General features: G+C 69.4%; 20 protein-coding genes. 8 read left to right on the forward strand and 12 right to left on the reverse strand.

All coding sequences use genetic code 11. The annotated features are described in order from the left end of the window. Positions 1-52: 52 nt before the first annotated feature. The 5 genes from AC067Z_RS13100 to AC067Z_RS13120 all read right to left on the reverse strand — a co-directional run bounded on the left by AC067Z_RS13100 (position 53) and on the right by AC067Z_RS13120 (position 6,351). Entirely contained in the window at positions 53-1,108 is a 1,056-nt protein-coding gene (locus AC067Z_RS13100; RefSeq protein ID WP_478789560.1) for a cytochrome d ubiquinol oxidase subunit II, read from the reverse strand. Then, positions 1,105-2,586, reverse strand: coding sequence for a cytochrome ubiquinol oxidase subunit I (locus AC067Z_RS13105; protein WP_478789561.1), 1,482 nt, complete (start codon positions 2,584-2,586; stop codon positions 1,105-1,107). The genes AC067Z_RS13100 and AC067Z_RS13105 overlap by 4 nt, the downstream gene beginning before the upstream one ends. Positions 2,587-2,621: 35 nt before the next feature. Next, entirely contained in the window at positions 2,622-3,461 is an 840-nt protein-coding gene (locus tag AC067Z_RS13110) for an SDR family oxidoreductase (RefSeq protein WP_478789562.1), read from the reverse strand. 437 nt (positions 3,462-3,898) lie between these two features. Then, positions 3,899-4,834 carry a cyclase family protein gene (locus AC067Z_RS13115; RefSeq protein WP_478789563.1) on the reverse strand — a complete coding sequence of 312 codons (936 nt, stop codon included), beginning with the start codon at positions 4,832-4,834 and terminating at the stop codon, positions 3,899-3,901. Further along, positions 4,831-6,351, reverse strand: coding sequence for a gluconokinase, GntK/IdnK-type (locus tag AC067Z_RS13120; RefSeq protein ID WP_478789564.1), 1,521 nt, complete (start codon positions 6,349-6,351; stop codon positions 4,831-4,833). The genes AC067Z_RS13115 and AC067Z_RS13120 overlap by 4 nt, the downstream gene beginning before the upstream one ends. Positions 6,352-7,106: 755 nt before the next feature. Here AC067Z_RS13120 and AC067Z_RS13125 point away from each other — a divergent pair. Then, positions 7,107-7,553 carry an SRPBCC family protein gene (locus AC067Z_RS13125; RefSeq protein WP_478789565.1) on the forward strand — a complete coding sequence of 149 codons (447 nt, stop codon included), beginning with the start codon at positions 7,107-7,109 and terminating at the stop codon, positions 7,551-7,553. A 113-nt stretch (positions 7,554-7,666) separates the two neighbouring features. Here the strand turns inward: AC067Z_RS13125 and AC067Z_RS13130 are convergent, their stop codons facing one another. Continuing rightward, on the reverse strand, positions 7,667-9,082 hold the full coding sequence (locus AC067Z_RS13130; RefSeq protein ID WP_478789566.1) for a DEAD/DEAH box helicase: 1,416 nt from the start codon (positions 9,080-9,082) through the stop codon (positions 7,667-7,669). Positions 9,083-9,553: 471 nt separating this feature from the next. After that, positions 9,554-10,555, reverse strand: a complete 1,002-nt coding sequence (locus AC067Z_RS13135; RefSeq protein WP_478789695.1) for a glutathione S-transferase family protein — start codon at positions 10,553-10,555, stop codon at positions 9,554-9,556. 353 nt (positions 10,556-10,908) lie between these two features. On the opposite strand from AC067Z_RS13135, the gene AC067Z_RS13140 reads away from it, so the two are divergent. Next, entirely contained in the window at positions 10,909-11,367 is a 459-nt protein-coding gene (locus AC067Z_RS13140; protein WP_478789567.1) for an SRPBCC family protein, read from the forward strand. 179 nt (positions 11,368-11,546) lie between these two features. Here the strand turns inward: AC067Z_RS13140 and AC067Z_RS13145 are convergent, their stop codons facing one another. After that, positions 11,547-12,977: a phytoene desaturase family protein gene (locus tag AC067Z_RS13145; RefSeq protein ID WP_478789568.1), complete on the reverse strand. Its 1,431-nt coding sequence runs from the start codon at positions 12,975-12,977 to the stop codon at positions 11,547-11,549. Between the two features lie 484 nt (positions 12,978-13,461). On the opposite strand from AC067Z_RS13145, the gene AC067Z_RS13150 reads away from it, so the two are divergent. After that, positions 13,462-14,577 carry an AI-2E family transporter gene (locus AC067Z_RS13150; RefSeq protein WP_478789569.1) on the forward strand — a complete coding sequence of 372 codons (1,116 nt, stop codon included), beginning with the start codon at positions 13,462-13,464 and terminating at the stop codon, positions 14,575-14,577. Between the two features lie 27 nt (positions 14,578-14,604). On the opposite strand, the gene AC067Z_RS13155 is transcribed toward AC067Z_RS13150, so the two are convergent. Further along, the gene (locus tag AC067Z_RS13155) at positions 14,605-15,285 is read right to left on the reverse strand and encodes a DUF4230 domain-containing protein (protein ID WP_478789570.1); all 681 of its coding nucleotides are present in this window, start codon (positions 15,283-15,285) and stop codon (positions 14,605-14,607) included. A gap of 798 nt (positions 15,286-16,083) precedes the next feature. Further along, a complete protein-coding gene (katG, locus tag AC067Z_RS13160; RefSeq protein ID WP_478789571.1) occupies positions 16,084-18,273 on the reverse strand; it encodes a catalase/peroxidase HPI in 2,190 nt (729 codons plus the stop codon). Positions 18,274-18,932: 659 nt separating this feature from the next. On the opposite strand from katG, the gene AC067Z_RS13165 reads away from it, so the two are divergent. Both AC067Z_RS13165 and AC067Z_RS13170 read left to right on the forward strand, forming a co-directional pair. Beyond that, the gene (locus tag AC067Z_RS13165; RefSeq protein WP_478789572.1) at positions 18,933-19,361 is read left to right on the forward strand and encodes a Fur family transcriptional regulator; all 429 of its coding nucleotides are present in this window, start codon (positions 18,933-18,935) and stop codon (positions 19,359-19,361) included. Between the two features lie 147 nt (positions 19,362-19,508). Continuing rightward, complete coding sequence (locus AC067Z_RS13170) at positions 19,509-20,588, forward strand: glutamate--cysteine ligase 2 (protein WP_478789573.1); 1,080 nt, start codon at positions 19,509-19,511, stop codon at positions 20,586-20,588. A 16-nt stretch (positions 20,589-20,604) separates the two neighbouring features. Here AC067Z_RS13170 and AC067Z_RS13175 read toward each other — a convergent pair whose 3' ends face one another. Beyond that, on the reverse strand, positions 20,605-21,462 hold the full coding sequence (locus AC067Z_RS13175; RefSeq protein ID WP_478789574.1) for a class II glutamine amidotransferase: 858 nt from the start codon (positions 21,460-21,462) through the stop codon (positions 20,605-20,607). Between the two features lie 119 nt (positions 21,463-21,581). Beyond that, complete coding sequence (locus AC067Z_RS13180; protein ID WP_478789575.1) at positions 21,582-22,631, reverse strand: aldo/keto reductase; 1,050 nt, start codon at positions 22,629-22,631, stop codon at positions 21,582-21,584. A 409-nt stretch (positions 22,632-23,040) separates the two neighbouring features. Here AC067Z_RS13180 and AC067Z_RS13185 point away from each other — a divergent pair, with 409 nt between their 5' ends. From AC067Z_RS13185 to AC067Z_RS13195, 3 genes are all read left to right on the forward strand, one after another. After that, entirely contained in the window at positions 23,041-24,024 is a 984-nt protein-coding gene (locus AC067Z_RS13185) for an alpha/beta fold hydrolase (RefSeq protein WP_478789576.1), read from the forward strand. A 119-nt stretch (positions 24,025-24,143) separates the two neighbouring features. Next, positions 24,144-24,758 (forward strand): DUF2975 domain-containing protein, encoded by a 615-nt coding sequence (locus tag AC067Z_RS13190; protein ID WP_478789577.1) that lies wholly within the window; start codon positions 24,144-24,146, stop codon positions 24,756-24,758. Next, on the forward strand, positions 24,758-24,991 hold the full coding sequence (locus tag AC067Z_RS13195) for a helix-turn-helix domain-containing protein (RefSeq protein WP_478789578.1): 234 nt from the start codon (positions 24,758-24,760) through the stop codon (positions 24,989-24,991). Before AC067Z_RS13190 ends, AC067Z_RS13195 begins: the two co-directional genes overlap by 1 nt. The last annotated feature ends 18 nt before the right edge of the window (positions 24,992-25,009 follow it).

The following is a 25,009-nucleotide window of genomic DNA, read 5'->3' on the forward strand; positions in this document are numbered from 1 at the left end:
TCGGAGTCCTGGCGCGATGGGCGGGGATTCAGCCAAAGCCGAGGGCCGGGGGTCAGTCGCTCCCGGACGCACCGTCCCCCTCCGCGCCGCTCCTTCTCAGATCGGCGTCGCTGAGTTCGTCCAGCTCGCCATGGGTGTCCAGCCAGTACAGCAAGCCGACGGCCGGGAAGACGATCACCACGGCCACAAGCGTGACGACCGCCAGCCAGGTCAACGTGGCGGGCGCGCCCGCGCCGTCGGCCACGGTCAGCGAGGTGGGGATGAGGTAGGGCCGCTGGGCCATGCCCCAGGCGATCACGGCCGAGGCGACGACGGTGACGGCTGTGACGCGGGCCCAGTTGCCGGGCGTCCGCAGGAGCAGCCACGCGGTGGCGAGCGCGGCCACCGCCGCAACGATGACGAAGAACAGCCCCACCCCGTGGGTGAGCCCGTGCCACACATGGGGGGCGTCGCCGTGGGTGATGACGAGCGTGATGACGGCGAGCACGGCGAGCACGGCAAGACTGGCCAGCGCCCGCCACCGGAAGTAGGCGACCAGGTCGGGTGCGTCGAAGCGACGCGCGTCCCCGGCGAGGAACACCGCTCCGAGGAGGGCCGTGGTCGCGATGGCGAGGAACCCGAACAGGAGGGACGTGGGGTTGGACCAGGCGTCCGCCGACGCCTCCGTTCCGGGCGCCACCCGGCCCGATGCGACCCCGCCGACGGCGGCCCCGAGGAAGAACGGTGTCACGAGCGAGGCGACGGCGAAGACGGCTCCGTAGAGGCGCCGGCCGACGAGCCGCCGGGCGGCCTTGCGGAAGGCGAAGCCGGCACCGCGCAGAACCATGCCCACGGCGGCAAGCGCCAAGGGGAGCCACATCGCGGAGAACACCGTCTGGAAGAGCGTCGGGAAGCCGGTCCACATGATGACGAAGATGAAGATCAGCCAGACGTTGTTGACCTCCCAGACGGGGGCCATGGCGTGGTCGATGAGCCACCTGGGACGCTTGCCGCGTTCCGCGCCTCCGGCCGTCAGGTCCCAGAAGCCGGCTCCGTAGTCGGTTCCGCCCGCGCAGGCGTACGCGGTCATGGCGAGCAGCAGCACCACGGCGATGAGGTCGGCGGTCATGGTCGGCCGTCCCCGGACGGAGCGGCTCCGTTGCCGCCGGCGGCACCGTCGCCGACAGGTACAGGTGTCCGCGGCCCGTACGGGCTGTCCGCCTCCGGCGCTTCGGCGGGGTGCCCGGCTGCCTCCTGTTCGTCGGCGAGCCGCCAGCGGGTACGCATCTTGAGCAGGACGGCGAGGAGCGAGCCGAAGACGCAGACGTACACCACGATCACGATGCCGAGCATGATCCACAGGGTGGTGGAGCGGGTCGAGGTCACTGCCTCGGCGACCCTCATGTTCTGGTAGACGATCCAGGGCTGGCGTCCCACCTCGGTGGCGATCCAGCCGCATTCGACGGCCACCACGGAGGCGACGCCCGCGCAGGCCGCGCTGCGGTAGAACCACTTGGAGGCGGGAAGCCGGCGGCGTCGCAGCCAGATCAGGCCGTACCAGAGCGCGAGCAGCACCAGTACGGACCCGATCACGACCATGAGGTCGAAGGCCCAGTGGGCGATGGTCGCCTGAGTGGCCGTCGGGCGTTGGTCCGCCGGGACCGACGTCAGTCCCACCACCTTCGTGTTCGGGCTGAAGCCGGCCAGGATGGAGTCGAGCAGCGGGACCTTGATGCCGCCCGACACGGATCCGTCCGAGTTCAGGCGTCCGAACAGGTACTCGGGGACCCGGGTGTCGGTCTTCCACACGATTTCCAGCGCGGCGAACTTCACCGGCTGTTTGTGGAACACGGATCGGGCGATGGAGTCGCCCAGAATGAACTGCACCGGCGTGGCCACCGCCGCGATGGTGAAGGGAACGGCGAATCCGAGCCGGTGGTAGTGGTCGCGGCGCCCGCGCAACAGGCCCACGGCGTAGACGCCGGCCACCATGTAGCCCGCGGTCAGCAGCATCGCGACGACGAAGTGCCAGTACTGCGGCCCGAACATCGGGGTGAAGATCGCCTTCCAGACGTTCACGTCCACCGGGTTGCCCTCGGAGTCGAGAGAGAACCCGTGCGGGGTGTTCATCCAGGAGTTGGCGGCCAGGATGCCGAACGCGCCGAGCAGTGCGGTGGCCGGGAGCGGCAGCCCGAGCAGGAAGTGCGTGCGGGGCTTCAGCTGCCGCCATCCGTACAGATAGATGGCGATGAGCACCGCTTCGAGGAAGAACGCCCATGCCTCGACACCGAATCCGATCCCGAAGACATCACCCCACCTGCCCATCAGTCCCGGCCAGAGCAGGCCGAACTCGAAGGAGAGCACTGTGCCGGTGACCACGCCGACCGCGAACTGCACTGCCATGACTGCCGACCAGCGCCGGGCCAGCAGAAGGGCGGTGGCGTCGTTCCGTCGCAGCCCGATGTAGTGCATCGCCAGGGTGATGAGGGGGAGCGCCACGCCGAGGGGAACCAGGATGATGTGGGAGGCCAGGGTGAACGCCATGAGCTCCCGGGCCGGCAGCAGTTGGGCCGGGGTTTCCGCCAGCAGATGGACCGAGGTGTGCATAGCCGCCTTCGCTGTTCGGTACGTACAGGAGAAGGTCAGCCGCCGGTGGCGAAGCCGGGGAACAGTGTCATCCCGCCGTCGACATAGAGAGTCGTCCCCACCACGTAGTCCATGAGGTCGGAGGCGAGCGCGACAACGGCGTGCGCGATGTCCTGGGGGTCTCCGATCCGGTTGTAGGGGATCAGCTTCAGCAGCTCCTCGCGGGCCTCGGGAGTTTCCCAGGCGTCGCGGTTGATCGGCGTCTGGATGGCTCCGGGGGCGACAGCGTTGACCCGGATCTTGTGCGGCGCCAGCTCCTGGGCGAGCGTCGCCATCATCATCTGGATGCCGCCCTTGGACGAGGCGTAGTTGACGTGGCCCGCCCAGGGGATGAGCTGGTGCACCGAACTCATGCAGATGATCTTCCCGGCGGAGCGGGACACCTCCGGGACGATCCCGCGGCGCTGGAACTCCTTGGTCGCCTCCCGGGCGCACAGGAACTGGCCGGTGAGGTTGACGTCGATCACCTTCTGCCACTGCCCGAGAGTCATCTCGGTGAACCGGGCGTCACGCTGCAGGCCCGCGTTGGCGACCAGGATGTCGATCGTCCCGAACTCCTGGATCATCCGGTCCGTCATGGCCGTGACCTGGTCCTCCTGGGACACGTCCGCCTCGTACGCCGCCGCGCGCACCCCGAAGGAGGCGATCTCCTCCACCACTTCCTCGGCGGCGCCACGGTCGGCCACGTAGTTCACGACCACGTCGGCGCCGGCCCGGCCCAGCCCGATGGCGGTGGCCTTGCCGATGCCCGAATTGGCTCCGGTGACCAGTGCCTTCTGGCCCTTCAGCAGATGTTGCGGAATGACACCCTGCGGTGTGCCCACGGTGGAATTCATGATGCCCTGCCTCCTCGCTGCGCGGCTCCGGTCCGCCTGGCCGCAGCCGGCCTGGCACGGGCGTCACGCAATCACCGGCCGCAGGGCGGCGGCGAGTCCGGCGAGCTGCCGTTGGGCTGTTGGGCGGAGCAGCTTCACCTGGTCGGCCCAGTGGTGCCGGCCGCCGGTTCAGCCGGTCAACGAGGTGGTCACCGACCCGCACGCACCATGGACGGAAAGCCGTCCACCCGGTAGCACCGGATGCAGACGCCGGGGTGCGTCGCCGTCCTGTCCGAGATGTGACGCCGATCATGACGGAAGGGGTGCAGGCCACGCTTTGCGGGTCGTCGCTCAACTGCTGCATGAGTGACGCGTGTTCCACGGGACCTGCGTTCCCAACCGTTCGAACGTATCCGCCGTCCCTGTGCACCGGAGGCGTGGCCGCGGCCGCCCCGCGGTCACAGCACAGCGATCGGGTTCACGGGAGAGCCCGTGGCGCCGGGCAGCCGCAGCGGTGCGATCACACACAGGAAGTTCCAGCGGCCCGTCTGTGCACAGACCGGGGCCAGTTCCTCGAACTGCAGATAGTCCATCAGGTGCACGCCCATGGCGTGCATGGCCAGCACGTGTACGGGGAAGGCGACGTCCGCCACCGCGCTGGGTGCGGTGTCGTTGTTGCCGTCGCCACCCAGGACAGAGACCTTTCGTTCCGCCAGGAACCCCAGGGCGGTCGGGTGGAGACCGGCCCGTGCCTTCGCCGCGTTCCACGCGCCGAGCTCTCCGCGGCGGCGGCGATGCCCCACCCGGACCAACAGCATGTCCCCGGGGCCGACCCGGACCCCTTGCGCGGTTTCGGCGGCCGTCAGGTCGCCCGCTGTCACATGGTCGCCGGGTTCCAGCCAGGGCACGCCACGCAGCCGAGGAATGTCCAGCAGTACGCCACGACCGACGATGCCGTCCCGGACCAGGTCCACGGAGAGCGCACGGGCGCCTTCGGCCGTCACGCTGCTCGCGGGCACCCCGTTGTACAGCTCGCCGTTGTACAACACGTGGCAGAGCGCGTCGAGATGGCTGTCCGCGTCCCCGTGCACGTTCATGGCGATGTGGTCCACGGCGAAGTGCAGCCCGTCCGCCCCGATGTCGCCGGTGGCGGGTCCCGTCATCCGGTGAACCGCGGGCTCGGGGTTGTCCGGGCCCGGCCGGGTCTCCACCGGCGAGGCCAGGGAAACCGTCCGCCCGGACCGCACCTCCGCGGCGGCTGCCACGACGCGCTCGGGCGTCAGGTGACGGAGCGCTCCGCGCGGATCGTCGGTGTGCGTCGTGTCGCGCAGTCGTCGGTAGAGCGCCCGGAACTCGTCCGAGGTCACCTGCTCCGAAGCCTCCGGCGGTGTCATGCGGAACCCCATGGGGTCAGACCCCACCGGAGCACATGGCTGCCGCCCGGCTCCAGGAGGGTGAGATCGGTGCCGCTGCGAAACGCGTCCGCCGGACAGGACATGGCCTCCACCGCGACACCGCGGCGCCGACGTTCGGGCTCGGCCAGCGTGTCGCCGGTGTACACCTGCACGTACCGAGCGCCGTCGCCCAGCCACAGGTCGACACCCCGCCGCCCCGAGGGGTGCGCCAGTCGTACGAGGGCGCGGCCTTCGGCGTCGCGGTCGAGCCCGGTGAACGCGGTGTCCAGTTGCAGATCACCGATGGGACGCGGGGTGCGGAAGTCGTACACCGTGCCGTCGACGGGCTCCTGGCCGACAGGCAGGTCCCGGTCGTCGGTTCGCAGCCGGTAGTGGGCGGCAACGGTCAACAGCGCGGTGTCGACGAGGTCGGTGCCGACCGTCAGATAGGGATGCTGCCCGACACCGTAGGGAGCGGCTGTGTCGCCCACGTTGGTGGTGGCGATGACGGCTTCGAGCCCGTCGGGCCCCAGCCGGTACTCGGCGACCACCTCCAGCAGGAAGGGATAGCCCGGTTGCGGATGGACTGTGGTGCCGATCCTCACCGCGTCGTCACTGCGGGCGATCAGCCGCCACGGGACCCAGCGGAGCAGTCCGTGGATCGCGTTGTGCTTCTCCGGTTCGGTCAGCGGAAGTTGCAGATCGCTGCCGTCGAAGCGGTAACGGCCACCGTCGACCCGGTTGGGCCACGGGACGAGAAGTTGCCCCCGCCCACCGGTGATGGGGGAGTCGGAGGTGAACCCGTCCAGCAGCGGTCGGCCGTCCGCCTCGTAGTGACGCAGGGCTGCACCCAGCTGGACCACGACGGCCTGCTGCCCGCCGAACCGCAGCTCCCATTGCTCGCCTGTCGGGCTGGGGGACGTTCGTCGCACCTCCGCCGGGACGGCGCGGTCCGTGGCACCTCCGGCCGGCGGACTGTCCTCGGCGGGTTCCTTGCGCATCAACGACAGCACGGCATCGACGACGGCCTCCGGCGGCTGGTCGATCTCCACCACCAACGGATGCTCATCCGGCTCCGGTTCCTCAAGGTCTGCGAACTGGCTGTCCAGCAGGCCCGACGGGAAGAAGTGGCCGCGCCGGGCGGCCAGTCGGGAGCGAACCAGCTCGCGCGAACCGTGCAGGTACACCAGACGGACGCCGGGGCGTCCGGCGAGGAGCTGGTCACGGTAGGCGCGCTTGAGTGCGGAACAACCGATGACGGCCGGTCGCCGTGCCGCGATCTCGCGGTCCATCCAGGCGCCGATGGCCTCCAGCCATGGCTCCCGATCCGTATCCGTGAGTGCGTGACCGGCCTCCATCTTGGCGCGGTTGGCCTCGGAGTGGAACTCGTCCGCGTCCCGGTACGGCCGGCCGAGCCGCTCTGCGAGGAGCCGCCCCACCGTTGTCTTGCCCGACCCTGATATGCCGACGACGAGCACCAACTCTGTCGGGGCGCCGGCGGCCGACTCGCGCGTCACCGCCTCGGGTGCAGCCGGCCGCTGCCGCAGTCGCCCCTGGCCGCACCGTGTGACGCCCTGCCCGTGCCTGCCACCTGAATCGTCATGGCGCATGCCTCCGTGTCGCGCGGTCGGTCCGCCGGGTGGTCCCGTGAGGCAGATCGATACCTCCAATCTCGGCCACCTCGGCACGGGGCGCACCTCGGCTGCCGGGAGGGATCGCGACGGCGTGCCTGACGATGCCGAGCAGGTCGCTGCCGCCCCACGGAACGCTCGCAGATCTTGGCTCCGACAGTAGGGCGAATCTGCTCCGTATGGACCTGCCGTACTGCGCATGCAGTGCGCTCTGCGCGAGGCTGGAGGCCGAGCCCATGGGCGACCGGGCCGGGAACCGGCGCGGTCGCGTCACCCTTCGAGCCGAGGACGACCATGGCGGAGCAGCGGTCGGGCGACAGGGCCCCTCGTTGCCGGCTCGACGGCTCGGACCCGTGCGAGCACGTCACTCGCCGAGCCGTGCGACAGCGGAGCTCACGGTGTGGTGGAGGCGGTGACCGATTGGGGTTTCCGGCAGTACGGCGGCGCGCTCGGCGCTGGTTGCCGTCGGCGAACGGCGCTGAAGCGGCCGGCCGTGCGATCCGCGCACACCGGCTGACTCATCGCCGGACTCTCGCGCCGCTTCACCGCTGTCCGGCGCCTGCCGTACCGGAGACCGCTCTGGGACGCCAGGACGGGCGACGGCTTCCCATGTCCCATCCTCCAGAAGGAGCGTGATCAGCGTGGCCCGGAACTGCCGTCTGATCCTCAGCTCGCCGTCCGAGGTCTGGCGTCTGCTGTGCGACGGCCACCGCTACGGGGAGTGGGTGACGGGAACCCAGCAGGTCCTCGCCGCGGACCCGCACTGGCCGGACGTAGGCGCCCGCCTGACAGTCCGAGTCGGCACCGGCCCTCTGACCCTCGACGACACCTGCGTCGTCCGCATCTGCGAACCGCAGCACCGCCTGGAACTGGAAGCGAAGGCAGATCCATTCGGTGCTGCCCGCATCGCGATGCGCTTGATCCCCTGGGGCGAGAACACCCTCTTCGTCCTCGACTGGCACCCGCTCCGGGGCCCCGGCACCCGGATGCACGGGCTCCCCGTGGACTACATCGTCGCGGTCCGCAACGGCATGATGCTGACGAAGCTGGCCCGGATCGCAGTGCGTGAGCATGGCCGCAGTGTTTGAGGTCTTGCAGAGCACCTGAGGCAGACCAGTGCTCGGCCACGCTCACCGTCGGGGCCAGGGAACGCCGCGGGGCGGCCGCGCGTTGCCCGGGCCGGGGTGGGTCCGCTCGCCTGTCAGTGGCCTCTGCGTACCCGGGCGGCTTTGCGGGCCTCCGCGGTCTTGCGGGCTTCGGCGGTCTTACGGGACTCCTTCGGGGAGCGGCCCGGTCGAGTGCCCAGGCCGCGGAAAGGCGCGTTGCTGCTGGTGGCCTTGTCTCCGGCGGGCGGGCGCTTCGCTCCCGTGATGCTGGTCAACTTTTCCTCGCCGGAGCGCACCTGCGTGACCGTCGGCCGGATTCCGGCATCGGACATCATCCGGTTCACGTCACGCCGCTGGTTCGGGGTGACGAGGGTGACCACGCTGCCCGACTCGCCCGCGCGTGCCGTGCGGCCGCCGCGGTGGAGGTAGTCCTTCGGGTCGGCCGGCGGGTCGACGTTGACGACGAGGTCGAGCGCGTCGACATGGATACCGCGTGCGGCGACATTGGTGGCCACCAACACGTTGATGGCACCGTCCTTGAACTGGGCGAGCGTGTGCGTGCGCTGTGGCTGCGACTTCCCGCTGTGCAGGGCGGAGGCGCGGATACCGCTGCTGCGCAGATGGCGGGTGAACTGGTCGACGCCCAGCTTGGTGTCCAGGAACATGAGCACCCGGCCGTCCCGGGCGGCGATCTCCGTGGCCGTCGCGTACTTGTCCGCGGGATGGATGTGCAGCACGTGGTGCTCCATCGTGGTGACCGCGCCCGTCGCCCGGTCGACCGTCGCGAGTACCGGGTCGTGGAGGTAGCGCTGGACCAGTTGGTCGACGTTGCGGTCGAGTGTGGCCGAGAACAGCATCCGCTGCCCCTCGGGGCGCACCTGGTCCAGCAGGTCCGACACCTGCGCCAGGAACCCCATGTCGCACATCTGGTCGGCCTCGTCCAGCACTGTGATCCGCACCTGGTCCAGGTGGCAGCCCCGGCGCGACACCAGGTCGGTCAGCCGTCCCGGAGTCGCGATGACCACGTCGGTGCCTGCCCGCAGCAAGGCCGCCTGCCGCCCGATCGACAATCCGCCGACCACGGTCGCCAGCCGCAGCTTCAGCGCCAGCGCGTACGGTGTCAGCGCGTCGCTCACCTGCTGCGCGAGTTCGCGGGTGGGCACCAGGACCAGCCCGAGCGGCCTCTTCGACTCGGCGCGCCGGCCCGCCGTACGGACGAGCAGGGCGAGCCCGAAGGCGAGGGTCTTGCCCGAGCCCGTCCGCGCGCGGCCGAGGATGTCCCTGCCGGCCAGGGCGTCGGGCAGGGTGGCCGCCTGGATCGGGAACGGCTCCTGCACGGCCCGGTCGGCCATCACCTCTACGACTTCCTGCGGCAGCCCCAGCTCGGCGAAGGACTCGGCGAGCGGCAATCCGGGAGTCAGCGTTCTCGCGGAGAGTTCGCCCTGCGGCGCGGTTGCCCGCTGGGGCTTGGCGGCACCGGAGTGCCCAGGAGCTGACGGCTTCGCGTTCATGCGGGCCCTTCCGTGGTCTGGCGCCCGGAACGAGCCGGGGCCCGTACCCCTTGGTACGGGCCCCGGCGACGTCGAAGCGTGTCCCGCCATTTTACCAGCGCTCCAGCCGCTCCAGCCGACTCGTCCGCCGGTCGGGCTCTGCCCGGGCACGCCCCCACCCTGGCCCTCATCGAAACCTTGAACGGCGTGGGCTGCGGTGAGGCCCGGACGGCCCGCCGTCGCCATGGGCGACTGCCGGCCGGCTGCCGATGCCTACGCCATGGAAGACATTCGCTCTTCGTCATCCGCTGGTCAGGGTGGTGTGGGTGAGGTGCGGCGCAGCCGGTCGAGGTGGTGGATGACCGGTGTGGTGGCCGCGCTGACCGGTGGTGGCCGGTCACCGAACGAGACATGACCCTCACCGCGGCCGCTGCGTCATGCCCCGACGCGCCGCCTCAAGCCGCACGGACGGCCGCGCCACCCGCGGCCCGCTCAGGTGGAGGGCGGCCTGTGGTCTGCCGGCACCTCCTCCTCGAGCGAGACCGGACCGGGCGGCGTACCGTCGCCGAACGGCCGGCCGCCGAGGTCCGTGCGGCCGTGCGGCTCGAGCCAGTTGGACAGGTCCGGGCCGTCCGGCACGATGCCGGTCGGATTGATGTCGCGGTGCACCTTGTAGTAGTGCTGCTTGATGTGGTCGAAGTCGACCGTGTCGCCGAAGCCGGGTGTCTGGAACAGGTCCCGCGCGTAAGCCCACAGCACCGGCATCTCGGAGAGCTTCTGCCGATTGCACTTGAAGTGGTTGTGGTAGACGGCGTCGAAGCGGACGAGCGTGGTGAACAGTCGCACATCCGCCTCGGTGATCGTGTCGCCGACGAGGTACCGCGTCCCTTCGAGCCGCTCCGAGAGCCGGTCGAGCCGGGCGAACAGGCGCTCGTATGCTGCGGCGTACGATTCCTGCCCCCCTGCGAACCCGGCACGGTAGACGCCGTTGTTGACGTCCTTGTAGACCGCCTCGTTCACCGCGTCGATCTCCGGCCGCAGCGCGGGCGGGTAGAGCACCGGGGCTCCCTCACGATGGTAGGGCGCCCACTCCAGCGACATGTCGATCGTGATCTGCGAGAAGTCGTTGGTCACGACCTTGCCGGTCGGCACGTCGACGATCACCGGCACCGTGATGCCCCGGTCGTAGTCGGGGTCACGTGCGAGGTACGCCTCCTGGATCCGCTCGATGCCGAGCACCGGATCCCTGCCGCCCGGGTCGAGGTCGAACGTCCAGCTGCGTTCGTCGTGCGTGGGCCCGGCGACAGCCATCGGTATCGCCCTCTCCAGCCCGAGGAGCCGCCGTACGACTACCGCCCTGCTTGCCCAAGGGCACGCGCGGCTGACCACCAGGCGATAGCGGCCGGGCTCGACCGGGAAGCCGTCGCGTCCGTCGCGGGTGATCCGGGTGGTGATGTACCGACTGTCGCGCGAGTACTCCCCGCCGGGGGTCACATGGCTCACATGGTCGCGCCTACCCACGAACAACGGCTGCGAACGCCGTGCGGCCCAGCGTCGTGGCGGGTAGGTCAGGGCCGAATGATCGATCGCCCGGCCCGGCCGGTGTGGATCACCGCGGGTTTCGGCTAGCGGACTGTGGCCGAGGCGTCGACAGCGGACGCACCGGCCGACGGCATCGACGCTCCGACCGGGTTCGCCGCGCACGATGGTGCCCGACCCGAGGGGCTGCGCCAGGGGCTGCCCGCACGGAGAGGCGTCATCCGCCGGGCACGGGGTAATCGCCCCACCGTGCCCGTCCGTGCGGCAGAACTCCTGCTCGCGCGGTGGTCATGAAAGGAGGCACAGGTATGAGCATGGTGAAGGAAGCGGTGGAGGTCGACGTCCCCGTGAGCACCGCCTACAACCAATGGACGCAATTCGAGGAGTTCCCGAACTTCATGGAGGGCGTCCAGGAGGTGAGGCAGCTGGACGATCGCCACAACCACTGGACCACCCAGTTCGACGGCGTCCGCCGCGAGTTCGACACCGAGATCGTCGACCAGCTTCCTGACGAGCGCATCGCGTGGCGCAGCACCAACGGCGACACGAAGCAGAAGGGCATGGTCAGCTTCCAGCGCCTGGACGACACCCGTACCCGCGTGGAGCTCGTGATGGATGTCGAAGCGAGCGGGGCCGTGGAGAAGACCGCAGCAGTCACCGGAATGATCGACCGCCGGGTGAAGGGCGACATGCGCCGCTTCAAGGAGTTCATCGAGCACCGCGGCGAAGAGTCCGGAGGATGGCGCGGCCGCATCAGCCCGATGTGAGGCCCAGGGGGCACAAGCACCGAAGGCCCTGACATCTGTGCGGCCGCTTCGATCTCCGCCACTCGTGCGTGATCGGAGCGGCCGTCAGCGGCAGCGCAACGCGCCCAGCAATCGTGGTCTCGCCGACCGCGTGGGTCACAGTGCCAAGGGTTTCGGGCCGGCGAACCCTTCGCCGATGGCTACCGGCGCAGCCGGGACAGTGCCGTCTCCGCCGCGTTGGCGCCGCACATACCGTGGGCGCCGGCTCCCGGTGGCGTGGCGGATGAGCAGAGGTAGACGCCGGGAACGCCGAGCCAGTACGGGTTGAGCGCGGGTCGGGGCCGCAGAGCGATCTGCTGCGCGGTATTGGCTCCGGCGCTGATGTCGCCGCCGACGTAGTTCGGGTTGTAGAGCGCCATCTGTGGGGGCGTCCGGGAATGGGTGGCAGCGATCCGGTCGCGGAACCCGGGCGCGAACCGCTCGATCTGTTCAACGACCGCCGTGGTGGCATCGCCGGTGTATCCGTGCGGGACGTGGGCGTAGGCCCACAGCGGGTTCTTCGAGCCGGCGGAGCGTGACGGGTCGGCGAGGTACTGCTGGCCGACGAGGACGAAGGGCCGGTCCGGCATGATGCCGCGGGCGATCGCAGCCTCGGCGGCCACGATTTCTTCCGCGGTGCCGCCGAGGTGGAGGGTGCCGGCGCGGCGGCAGTCCTCGTTCCTCCAGGGGACGTCTCCCTCGATGGCGAAGTCGACCTTGTGGGCAGCGGGCCCGTACCGATAACGCGTCAGGGCACGGCGTACGCGTGGGGGCATCCGGTCGCCGACGATGCGTACAGCGGCGTCGGGTGCGGTGTCGAGCATCACGATGTCGGGCGCTGTCCCGCTGAGATCGCGTACCTGGTCGAGGCTCGTGATGGTGACGTCCGTATGGACGGTCCCTCCGAGGCTTTCCAGCAGGTGGATCAGCGCGGTGGTGATCGACTGTGTTCCTTCGGCCGCGACCGGCCAGCCGACGGCGTGGCCGGCGGCACCGAGCATGAGGCCGATGGATCCGCTGAGTGGGGTGTCGAGGCGTCCGAAGGCGTGGGCGGCGACACCCATGAACAGGGCCCTCGCCGGGGTGTCTTTCCATCGGCGTGCTGTCCAGGTCGCGGGGAGCAACGCGTTGACGCCGAACCGGGTCAGGGCGAACGGATGACGGGGGAGATGCGGGAGGGGCTGAAGGATCTCGTGGACCAGCTTGTCGAAGTCCGCGGCGAGCGGCTCGAAGAGCCGCCGCCACGCGTTCGCATCCACCCCGATCGAGGCCATGGTGCGCCCCAGGTCGCGAGTGAGGAGGCCCGCCCGTCCGTCGTCGAGCGGGTGCGCGAGGTCGACCTCGGGCCACCGCCACTCCAGGCCGAAGCGGTCCAGGCCGAGGGATGCCAGGAAGGGTGAGACGACGCCGGTGGGGTGGAAGGCCGCGCAGTCGTCGTGGAGCAGACCCGGGAAGGTCAGCTGCGATGTGCGCGCGCCCCCTCCCGGCCGGCCGCTGCCTTCCAGCACGGTGACACGGACACCCTCCTGGGCAAGCCGCACCGCCGCCGCGAGTCCGTTGGGTCCACTGCCGACAACCACTGCGGTGACCATGTGATCAGCCTTGCGTCTTCATGGAAGGGCGGACGCAGCAGAGGTCGCCCCATGCCATGTCCGGCGGAATCGGGCCGTTGGGCAGCAAGGGCTGCTGCTCGACACGGTTGGTGCCGGTAGCCATCTCGTTCTCCTTCGCGCAGTGGTAGAAGCGATCCTCACGACTGCCGGACTTCCCGGGTCGAGGACGCGCCCGCACAAGGCAAGGTTTTGCAGACGGTTGAGGGCTGCGGTCGGCGGCCGGGACAGCAATGGGCCCGTTTCAAGGCGTCCATCCCGCCCCGGCCGAATGCCTGGTGCGGCTGCTCCTTGACGCTCAGCCGGCACGACACGGAGCAAGTCCGTGCATTGGGGCGGGCAGGACCTGAACAAAGCTCGCGCGCTGCAAGCACGTTGGACGGTTGCAGGTCAGCCCCGTGCCCGGGGCCGTGGGGCGAGGGAGGTCGTCACGATGGCGACGTGCTCCTCCCCTAAGGTGATCCCCATGTCTGTCACGTTGAGTTCCAGGAAAACCCGCACCGCGCTCCGGACATCGGCGCGCGTATCCGTCGAGTTGCTGCTGGTTCTCCTGATGGCTGCGGTGGCCCTGTGGGTTCTGGGCCGGATGTGGTCGGTTGTCTGGCCGCTCATCGTGGCCCTGTTCCTCACCACGTTGACCTGGCCCCTGACTCGTATCCTGCGCCGACGCGGGTGGCCCCCCGCCCTGGCGGCGTCGGTGGTGACCGTGATGTTCCTCGTGGCCGCGACGGGCGTTGCGGCACTGATCGCTGTGCCGGTGGCGTCCCAGTCCGGGGAGCTGGCCGACGGTGTGGTCGAAGGCATCCAGAAGCTGCGCGAGTGGGCCGCCGGGCCGCCACTGAACATCAGCGACGACCAGATCACGGGTGCCTTCGATTCCGGGATCGCCCGTATCCAGAACAGCGTCGGCAGCATGGTCACCACGGTCGTCACGGGAGTGAGCACCGTGTTCAGCGGTGTGATCACCGCCGTGCTGGCGCTCTTCCTGATGTTCTTCTTCCTCAAGGACGGCCCGCGGTTCCTGCCGTGGCTCAGCCGTCAGCTCCCCGGTCGGCTCGCCACCGACATCCCGACCGTGGCCGCGCGCGGTTGGGACACCCTGGGCGCGTTCGTGCGGTCCCAGGCATTCATCGGCCTGCTCGACGCCGTGTTCATCGGACTCGGCCTGTGGATCCTGGGGGTGCCACTGGTGCTCCCGCTGGCGGTGCTGACGTTTGTCTCGGCGTTCGTGCCCATCGTGGGTGCCCTGTTCGCCGGTCTGGTCGCGGTGCTCATTGCGTTGGTGTCGAACGGCCTGACGGACGCGCTGATAGTGCTGGCGATCATCGTCGTAGTGCAGCAACTCGAGGGCAACGTGCTGCAGCCCATGATCCAAAGTCGCGGGCTCGGACTGCACGCGGCCGTGGTCCTGCTGGCCGTGACGTTGGGCGGCAGTCTGGCCGGCGTCGTGGGCAGCCTGCTCGCGGTACCTGCGGCCGCGCTGCTGGCGGTGGTCTGGAACTATCTGCGCGAGCAGCTCATCGACCCCCCGCTGGAGCCGGAGACCGACGAGCCGCACGCCGGTGCCGCCCTCGCGTCGTAGCAACTCGCCGCATTCGTGCACGAGCCCTCACTCGTACACGACGGTCACCTGCTGGAATCCGAGGGAGTGCAGCAGGCCTTCCAGCATGGATGTGGTGTTCTTCTCCGCCCGCGCGGTGAGTTCGCTGTCCTCGGCCGCTTCGCCGATGCGCTGTGCCGCGAGGCGGTTCACCGCGCGTTCGTCGGCGGGGTTGTCGGAGAACAGGTCTCCGAGGCGGTCGAGGAGCCCGCGCTCCTTGGACACCGCGTACGACCGGTCGGGGTTCAGGGCAGGGGAACCGAGACGCGCGTGCGGCAGGCGGAGCGTGGCCGCGGTGCGGTCCTTGTCGACGGTGACGCTGTCGGGGCCGATGGCGCCGAGATCCACGTACGCACTGACGCTGCCCGCCCCCACGTACAGGGTGCGGGTGCCGCGGATCGCGTCGGGGAGGAACTTCGCGTCCTTCTCCAAGTCCACGACGATCTGGAAGTTGCCCGCCGCTCCCTCGTAACGGTTCATGTCCTTGATGGACTTGAGCAGGGCAGGTCCCGACCGGTCCTTCGTCTCCTCGCCGAAGACATCGTCGAATCCGGGCAGCAGACTGAGGCGTCCGGCAAGGACCACCAGAACGAGGACCACCAGCGCGGCGACCGGCACGGACAGCCACCACGGCAGCGGCAGCCGGTGGGCGGCCCGCGGGCGCTCGGTATCGGAGGCAGGTTTCGTCACCCTCTTCGTGTGCCCCAGCCGCGCGCGGGCACGCACCGCGGACGTCCGATGCGATACGCGTCGTATCCCTCCTCATCCTCAAGGGATTCAGCGAGCCGCGCTGCGGACAACGAACCGAGCTGGACGACCGGGCCTACCGGAGCGAGGTCGCGCAGGGCGCGGCGAGCCGCCAACAGCCCGCCGGCGCCCACGGCTCGGCTGACACAGAGGCCCGGCACCACACCGGCAAGAACCGCTCAGCCGTGGCCGACGCGGACACGATGGAGCGACCGGAGGTCCAACTGCGGCCAACGCGCGAGGAGTCCGGGTTCTGGCTGCTCTGCTGCTGGTGCCCGCAGCTCTTGGCAGCCTCGTCCAGGTATGTGTGCGGGCGCTGTCCGGCTACTGCGGGAGCTTGTTGCCGACGTGCTGCTGCTCGAGGGCTGGCGATGCCGTAGGAGGCCAGGTCGGGGTCCGGTCTTCCCCGATCGGCTTGTCACGCTGCCGGTGGTGCTCGTCGTCCACGACCTCTTCATGGCCCGCCGCACCCCGACCGACGACGACCTGGAGGAAATCGTGGACCGGTTGTTCCTCCCCCTGGTCATGCGCCGACGAGGACAACCCACCTGATTCGAGGCTCGACCGGAGCCCACGCGTGCCCTGCGCAAGACCGCGACCCACAATGCCGGACCCCAGCTGTACGGGAGCTCCGGGCGGATCAGTGAGGGGTCGAGGGTGCAGGCGGTCCGGATCAGGTGCTGCCCGGCGTGGTCGAGGATGCCGGGTCGGCCGAGGGGCGGCCGACCCGGACAGCCGGGCTCAGGCGAGGTCGAACCGGTCGAGGTTCATCACCTTGTCCCACGCGGCCACGAAGTCATGCACGAGCTTCTCGCTCCCGTCCTCGCACGCGTAGACCTCCGAGACGGCTCGGAGCTGGGAGTGGGAACCGAAGATGAGGTCGACGGCGGTGGCGGTCCACTTGACCTCGCCCGTGGCGCGATCCCGGCCTTCGAACACGTTCTCGTCCGATGCGGACGCCTTCCACTCCGTGCCCATGTCGAGCAGGTTGACGAAGTAGTCGTTGGTCAGCGTCTCGGGCCGATCGGTGAACACACCATGCGGGGACTGCCCGACGTTGGCGTTCAGCGCCCGCATACCGCCGATGAGAACCGTCATCTCGGGAGCGGTCAGCGTCAGCAGGTTGGCCCGGTCCAGCAGGAGAGTCTCCGGCGCCAGTTTCTCTCCTGCTCGGAGGTAGTTGCGGAACCCGTCGGCGCTCGGTTCGAGCACGGCGAACGACTCCACGTCGGTCTGCTCCTGCGAGGCGTCCGTGCGTCCCGGCGCGAACGGGACCGTGATGTCGTGCCCGGCGTTCTTCGCCGCCTGCTCGACGGCCGCGCACCCGCCCAGGACGATCAGGTCGGCGAGCGAAACCTTCTTCCCGCCGGACTGTGAGCCGTCGAAGTCCTGCCGGATCTGCTCGAAGGTCTGCAACACGTCGCCCAGTCCGGGCAGGTCGTTGACCTCCCAGCCCCTTTGCGGTGCGAGTCGGATCCGTGCCCCGTTGGCCCCGCCACGCATGTCGGTGCCGCGGAAGCTTGCCGCCGACGCCCAAGCGGTGGCGACCAGCTGGGAGATGGACAGCCCCGATGCGAGGATCTGGCCCTTGAGGGCAGCGATGTCCTCGTCCGTGACCAGTTGGTGATCGGCCGCGGGGACGGGGTCCTGCCACAGCTGCGGCTCGGGAACCCACGGGCCGAGGTAGCGCGAGGCGGGTCCCATGTCGCGGTGCAACAGCTTGTACCACGCCTTGGCGAACGCTTCCGCGAGCTTGTCCGGATTCTCGTGGAAGTGCTTCACGATCGGCCCGTAGATCGGATCCACCTTCAGCGCAAGGTCCGTCGTCAGCATCATGGGGGCGTGCCTCTTCGACGGATCATGAGCATCAGGCACAGTGCCCTGGGCCGAGGGATCCTTGGGAGTCCACTGATTCGCACCGGCGGGGCTCGTCGTCAGTTCCCAGTCGTACTTGAACAGGTTGTCCAGGTACCCGTTGTCCCACCTCGTGGGGTCGGTGGTCCATGCGCCCTCCAGCCCGCTGGTGACCGCGTCGGAGCCCTTGCCGCTGCCGAAGGTGTTTCTCCAGCCGAGGCCCTGCTGGTCGACGGGGCAGCCCTCGGGTTCCGGGCCGATGTACTCGGCATCGGCTGCACCGTGGCACTTCCCGAACGTGTGGCCGCCGATGATGAGCGCAGCCGTCTCCTCGTCATTCATGGCCATGCGTCGGAATGTCTCGCGAATGTCCCTGGCCGCGGCCAGCGGATCCGGGTTGCCGTTGGGCCCCTCCGGATTCACGTAGATCAGGCCCATCTGCACGGCGCCGAAAGGACCGGTGAGTTCCCTGTCGCCGCTGTAGCGCTCATCTCCGAGCCATGTGTCCTCAGGCCCCCAGAAGATTTCCTCGGGTTCCCAGATGTCCTCCCGCCCGAAGCCGAACCCGAATGTCTTGAATCCCATCGATTCCATGGCGCAGTTGCCGGCGAAGACCAGAAGGTCGGCCCAGGAGATTTTCCGTCCGAATTTCTGCTTGACCGGCCAGAGCAAGCGGCGCGCCTTGTCGAGGCTCGCGTTGTCCGGCCAACTGTTGAGGGGGGCAAAGCGCTGAGCGCCGGAGCCGCCACCACCCCGGCCGTCGGCGATGCGATACGTCCCCGCGGCATGCCAACTCATGCGGATGAAGAGCGGCCCGTAGTGCCCGTAGTCGGCAGGCCACCAGTCCTGCGACGTCGTCATCACCTCGAAGACGGCCTGCTTCAGCGCGTCTACGTCGAGGGTCGCGAACTCTTCCGCGTAGTTGAAGTCCTCACCCATCGGATTGGACCGGGGCGAGTGCTGGTGGAGAACCTGAAGGTCCAGCTGATTCGGCCACCAGTCCCGGTTCGTCCTGGGGCGGGTCGACGCCGGGGCCGGGGAGGGGATTACTGGGTTCTCGCTTTCGCTGCCGGACACGTCCGTCCTTCTTCCTGTCTCGGTGCTTCTTGGTGCTGTCTGCTTGCTCTTGACGTTGGTTGCTCTGCTGGTGTCGAGCACTGCGACCCGCGCTCGTGGCGCGCCGTGGAGCCCGCCGGTCGGAAATGCCTGACCGGACCCGCGGCAATCAATGCGGGGCCGGCGGCCGGCGACTGTCTGTCCTCACGCACGACGCCGATGACGGAGCCTGTGTCGGCGTCCGTATGGTCGCGCACCGCGGACCGCACAGCTACGAGAACACGCAGAACAACCCCGCGTAACAAGCACGCGAAGTCCGGAGTCGTTTGTGGACTCTGCACGAAAGGGTGACTTGTTTCCGATCATTATGATCACCCGCTGACATGAAAAGCGGAAACGGACAATTATATGCTGGTCCGGCGCGCAATGGAGCTGTGAACCTGTGGCCAGGATTCCTGTTTGCCGCCTTCGCACAGCGCGGGTACCCCACCGAGGTGCCCCGGGTGCGGGGGCATCCTCGAGGCCGTCGGCGCCGTCGGTTTCTGCCGGTCGGGCCCCGCCGTCTTCGAAGCAATGGACGGGGTCCAGGCCTGGAAGCTCGCCTGATCCGCTTCCCGTCGGAACCCGGAAGCTACCGGTAAGCTCCGGGCATCCCACCGAGCCTGAACAGGTGAACCGATGTGAGTGACCTGCTGGAGCGACTGCGAGGGCGTGGTTGGCGGGTGACCTCCCAGCGGCGTGTCGTTGCGGAGGTCCTCGACGGTGACCACGTGCATCTCACGGCCGACGAGGTGCACGCGCGCGCGGCGCAGCGGCTGCCCGAGATCTCCCGGGCGACGGTCTACAACGCCCTGGGCGAGCTGGTCTCCCTCGGTGAGGTCATCGAGGTCTCCACGGACGGCCGTGCCAAGCGGTACGACCCCAACGCGCACCGCCCGCACCACCACCTGGTGTGCGCGGGCTGCGGCACCATCCGGGACGTCCACCCGACCGGGAATCCGCTGACCGACCTCCCGGCGGAGGAAAGATTCGGCTTCACGGTGTCCGAGGTCGAGGTCATCTACCGCGGGCTGTGCCCGTCCTGCGCCCCTGGTCCGTCGTCAGTCTGATCGGCTCTTGGCACCAGCCGGTGACGTGCATCAGGCGCGGATTCTCGGGCAGACGCAAGACACGAGCGAGGCCGGGCCGCCGTCGCGGGCGCCGTGCCGGTCCGGCTCGGAGGCTGTCACCGCAGCCGGTCACGCCAGGAGGGGTTCGTGCGCAGTGTGGGTGTGGAAGAGGAACTCCTCCTCGTGGACGCCACGTCGGGCGAACCCCGTGCGCTGTCCCACGCGGTGCTGGCGGCCGCGACCCGGGAGACCGACGCCTTCGAGTCGGAGCTCCAGAGCCAGCAGCTGGAATTCGCCACCCGGCCCCAGAAGAACATGTGCGACCTCGCGAAGGAGATCACCCGGTGGCGGGCCGAGGCCATGCGTCGAGCCGCGGATCTGGGGGCGGGCGTCGCCGCGCTCGCCACGTCCCCGCTCCCGGTCAGTCCGGCCATCGCAGCGGGGGAGCGGTACCGGTGGATGGAGGAGGAGTACAGCCTGACCGCACAGGAGCAGCTCACCTGCGGCTGCCATGTGCATGTGTCGGTCGACTCCGACGAGGAGGGCGTCGCCGTCCTGGACCGGATCCGGCCCTGGCTCGCGGTACTGCTCGCCCTGAGCGCCAACTCCCCGTTCTGGCAGGGACAGGACACCCGTTACAGCAGCTACCGGAGCCGCATGTGGGGGCGGTGGCCCTCAGCCGGTCCGGTGGAGGTCTTCGGCTCCGCCGACCGGTACCACGAGCAGGTCCGGGACATGGTCGGCACGGGCGTGCTGCGCGACGAGGGGATGATCTACTTCGACGCGAGGCTCTCGCACACCTACCCCACGGTCGAGATCCGGGTCGCGGACGTCTGCCTCGATCCTGCGGCAACAGTGCTCCTGGCGACCCTGGTGCGTGGACTGGTGGAGACGGCCGCCCGCGAGTGGCAGGCCGGGATGCCGCCGCCCCGGCACAGCGTGGGCCTGCTGAGACTGGCCGCCTGGCGTGCCGGCCGGTCGGGCCTCGAAGGGCAGCTGATCCACCCCGTCGGCATGACCCCCGCGCCCGCGGAAGCAGTCGTCCGGGCCCTGTTCGACCACGTACGGGACGCACTGGAGGAGAGCGGCGACCTGCTCCACGCGCAGGACGCACTGGCCGCCGTGCTGAAGGACGGCAACGGCGCGCGGATCCAGCGGCAGCTGCTCGAGCGGACGGGGAGCCTGCGGGAGACCGTCGCGGCGTGCGTACGCAGGACGGGCGGATGAACCGAGCGGACAGGGCCTAGGCGCGTGGTTGCGGCACGCCGTCCTCGGTGAGCGGGACGAACGGCCGGAGGAAGTCCCCCCGCGCTCGTACGAGGCCGTAGGTGGACTCGGGGACCTCGAACCAGGCGCCGGGCAGTCCGCTGAGCGGCTCGGACACCACGAGACGTGTCTCGTCGGACAGGCCCTCCAGGAATGACAGATCGGGGTGCAGGCTCCGCAGGGTCTCCACCTCGGCGCTGTAGAACAGGGAGCGGGACCGGCGCTCGCTGGAGTGGCGAAAGACCCACAGCCGTTCCCCGTCGGTCACGGCGACGGTCATCTGGAGTGGGAACTCGACGCCGTGTTCCCTGCCCAGTTGCTCCACGTGACCGGCCATCCGGGCCACCGCGGCGGGCGGATCCTGGTCCAGGCCGTAGGTCAGGGCCAGGAAGAACATGACTTCGGAGTCCGTCGATCCCTCGATGTCGGCGAACAAGGACGGGTCGATGACCAGGCAGAGATCCCGTCGGAGGCGGTGGAAGTCGGTGATCGCACCGTTGTGCATCCACAGCCAGCGCCCGTGGCGGAACGGATGGCAGTTGGTCTGCTGGATCGCCGAACCCGTCGACGCCCGGATGTGCGCGAAGAACAGGTGCGACCGGACATGCGCCGAGATCTCGCGGAGGTTGCGGTCGCTCCACGCGGGCCCGATGTCGCGAACCACGGCCGGCGTATCCATGCCGGGGGTGTACCAGCCGATCCCGAAGCCGTCCCCGTTCGTCGTCTCGACGCCCATACGGGAGTGCAGACTCTGATCGATCAGTGAGTGTGCCGGGCGGTACAGCAGGGAGTCGAGAAGCACCGGGGTCCCTGCGTAGGCGAGCCATCGGCACATGGTGACCTTCCTTCTCCCCCTCCCCGGAGACCTGGGTACTTCCATCATCACGTGCCGTCATCGGTGATCGCCAACGTCGGGTCCCCCACCACCCTGTGGGGGAACCCTCGATGCGGTCGTCAGGTCGCGGCCCGGTCGCCGAGCGGGCGCCGACGGCGCGCGGGGTCGCTCAAGGACGGCGGTGACCAGGCGCTGTCCGCCCGGTAGACATCGGTACCGGGCGGCACGATCTCGTCGATGCGGTCCAGAACCGCGTCGTCCAGTGTCAGTGAGGCCCCCTTGAGCAGGCCTTCCAGCTGTTCGCTCGTGCGCGGGCCGATGATCACCGAGGTGACGGCGGGGTGTGTGGCCGCGAAGGCGACCGCAAGTTCGGGGAGGGAACAGCCCACCTCCGAGGCGAGCTCACCGAACTCCTCCACCGCGCGGTACTTCGCGGCATTGCCGGGCAGTGCGGGATCGAAGCGGGCCGGCTGCAGTGCGGCCCTGCCGGTGGTCAGGTCGGCGGGCCGCTCGTTGCGGTACCTGCCGGAGAGGAACCCCGCGGCGAGCGGGCTCCAGGTCAGTACGCCCATGTCGTAGCGGCGACAGACCGGCAGCACGGAGGCCTCGATTCCGCGGGCCAGCAGCGAGTAGGGCGGCTGCTCGCTCCTGAAGCGCAGGAGACCCCGGCGCTCCGCGGCATGGTGTGCCTCGACGATCGCCTCGGCGGGGAAGGAGGAGCAGCCGAACGTGCGGATCTTTCCTTGGTGCACGAGGTCGCTCAGCGCGGACAGCGTTTCCTCGATGTCGGTGGTCTCGTCGGGGCGGTGCACTTGGTAGAGGTCGATCCAGTCGGTCTGCAGACGCCGCAGGCTCTCTTCCACCGCCTTGATGATCCAGCGCCGCGAGTTGCCGCTCCGGTTGCGGCCCTCTCCCATCTGGAAGTGGAACTTGCTGGCGAGCACGACGTCGTCACGACGCCCCTTGAGCGCCTTGCCGACGATCTCCTCGCTCTCGCCCGCGGAGTACATGTCGGCGGTGTCGACGAAGTTGATGCCCTGATCGAGGGCCGCATGGATTATGCGAATGCTCTCGTCGTGATCGGAGTTGCCGACCGCGCCGAACATCATGGTTCCGAGGCAGTGGACGCTGACCTCGATGCCGGTCCGGCCGAGTGTGCGGTACCGCATGGTTGTGCTCCCTGTGCTGGTCGTCGGCAGTGGCAGTTCCCCCCGTGACGCGCGGACGGCACGGGGCGGTCACCCGGCCCCGTCGATCGCATCGGGAGCTGACATGTCGCCAGACCCTACGACTTGAAGAGAACTCGAAGTCAAGGCGCGATGGGACGGCGAGCGGGGACGCAAGCGTCGCAGCAGTCCGGCGGCGCGGGTCGGCCGCCACCGGGTCAGGTACGCCACGGGCGGGCCGGCCGGCCAGGACCGTGAACCTGACCACGGCGTTGGAGCGTCAGGAGCTGTTTGCCGAAACCGCAAGAAGACTCGCTGCGGCCCCGCCGCTCGCCACATGATCGATGGGGAAGCGCCGAACGGCGGGCCGGCCCAGGTCGGGCGCCCGGCAGACCGAGTGCCTGGAGGATTCATGCAGCAGCAAGCCGTGGACGTCACCCACCGGTTGGTCTCCTCGCCCGCAGGGCGGATTCACCTGGTGGAACAGGGCAGCGGGCCGCTGGTGCTGGTCGTGCACGGCTTTCCCGAGTCCTGGTACTCCTGGCGCCACCAGCTGCCGGTGCTGGCCGCAGCCGGGTACCGCGCGGTCGCCGTCGATGTCCGCGGCTACGGCCGCTCCTCGAAACCCGGCTGCACGGACGCGTACCGAATGCTGGAGCTCGTCGAGGACAACGCCGCGGTGGTGCACGCCCTGGGCGAGCGGTCCGCGGTGATCATCGGCCATGACTGGGGGGCGACCATCGCCGCGAACTCCGCCCTGGTCAGGCCGGACGTCTTCCGCGCAGTGGGACTCCTCGGCGTTCCCTACGCCCCGCCCGGCGGACCGAGGCCCAGCGAGGTCTTCGCGCGGATCGGCGGTGGGGAGGAGGAGTTCTACGTCTCCTACTTCCAGGAGCCCGGCCGGGCCGAGGCCGAGATCGAGCCCGACGTGCGCGGCTGGCTCGCCGGTTTCTACGCCGCCCTGTCCGCCGACACGATGCCCGCCCCCGGCGTCCCCGGCCCGCACTTCGTCAGCCGCGGCGGGACGCTGCGTGACCGGTTCCCCGTGGGCCGGCTGCCCGCCTGGCTGAGCGAGGGCGATCTCGACGTCTACGCCGGGGAGTTCGAGCGAACCGGTATGGGCGGGGCACTGGCCCGTTACCGGAACATGGACCGGGACTGGGAGGACCTCGCCGGCTTCGACGGTGCGCCTCTCACCCAGCCGTCCCTGTTCATCGGCGGCGGCCTGGACGCCTCCACGACCTGGCTGGCCGACGCGATCCAGGCGCACTCCGTCACCCTTCCCGGCCTGACCTCCTCCCACATCCTCGACGGGTGCGGCCACTGGATCCAGCAGGAGCGCCCCACCGAGACGAACCGACTCCTGACCGACTGGCTCACGTCTCTGGCGGCCTGACGGGATCAGTCCGTTCGTCTCCCGGATCCGCGCCCGCAGTACGGCCCGAGTCCTGCCGGAGAGGCGGGACTTGACAGGACCCTATCGATATTCGATGCTATCGAAAAACGATAAGGGGGATGGTTGTGGGTACGAAAACATGGTGGAGCCGGACCGACGGTCGGCTGCTCGAACTGGGCCTGGGGCTGGCGTTGGTACTTGTAGGAGTGTTCGGGGTTCTCATTCCCGCCCTCGGAGTGACCGGGCCCCTCGGCCCGATGAACAGCCGGGAGGTCGCGATCGAGAGCACAACACGCGTACCCGGAACCGGCACGGGCGAGGCGGTCGGGCTCGTCGGCAGTCGGCAGGCCGAGGTCACCATCACGGACCCCGACCTTCAGCAACGTCTCCTGCTGGCCCTGCCGGAGATCGTCGGCAGCCTCCTGCTCGTACTGATCCTCGCCCTGCTGCTTCCCATGGCCCGAAGGCTGCGCGACGGCGATGTCTTCGTGCCGGAGAACGCCCGGCGGCTGGTCGTCATCGCGTTTACGGTCCTGGTGATCGGCGTGTGTGGGCCGCTGGTGGAGGCGATCACCACCGCCATGCTGGTGCGCGGCACGCCCGTCGCCGACGTCGTGCCCTTCTCGTACACCTTCTCCCCCTCCTACCTCCTGCTCACCTTGCTCATCGCCGGCCTGGCCGAGGTGTTCCGGCGGGGTGCCGGGCTCCGGGCCGACACCGAAGGGCTCGTCTGATGGCCGCAGGGGAGGACCACCGGATCCAGGCGCACCTGGACCGGTTGCTGGCGGAACGGGGAATGACCCTGGCCGAGTTGGCGGCCAGGGTCGGGGTCACGGTCGTCAACCTGTCCGTGCTGAAGAATGATCGGGCCAAGGCGATTCGCTTCAGTACGCTGAGCGCGATCTGCCGCGAACTGAACTGTCAGCCCGGTGACCTGCTCAGCTACCGCAGTGATGGGGAGCCGTGACCCGAGCCGCGAGCCTCG

The sequence above is a fragment of the Streptomyces sp. NPDC043812 genome (assembly GCF_056436245.1).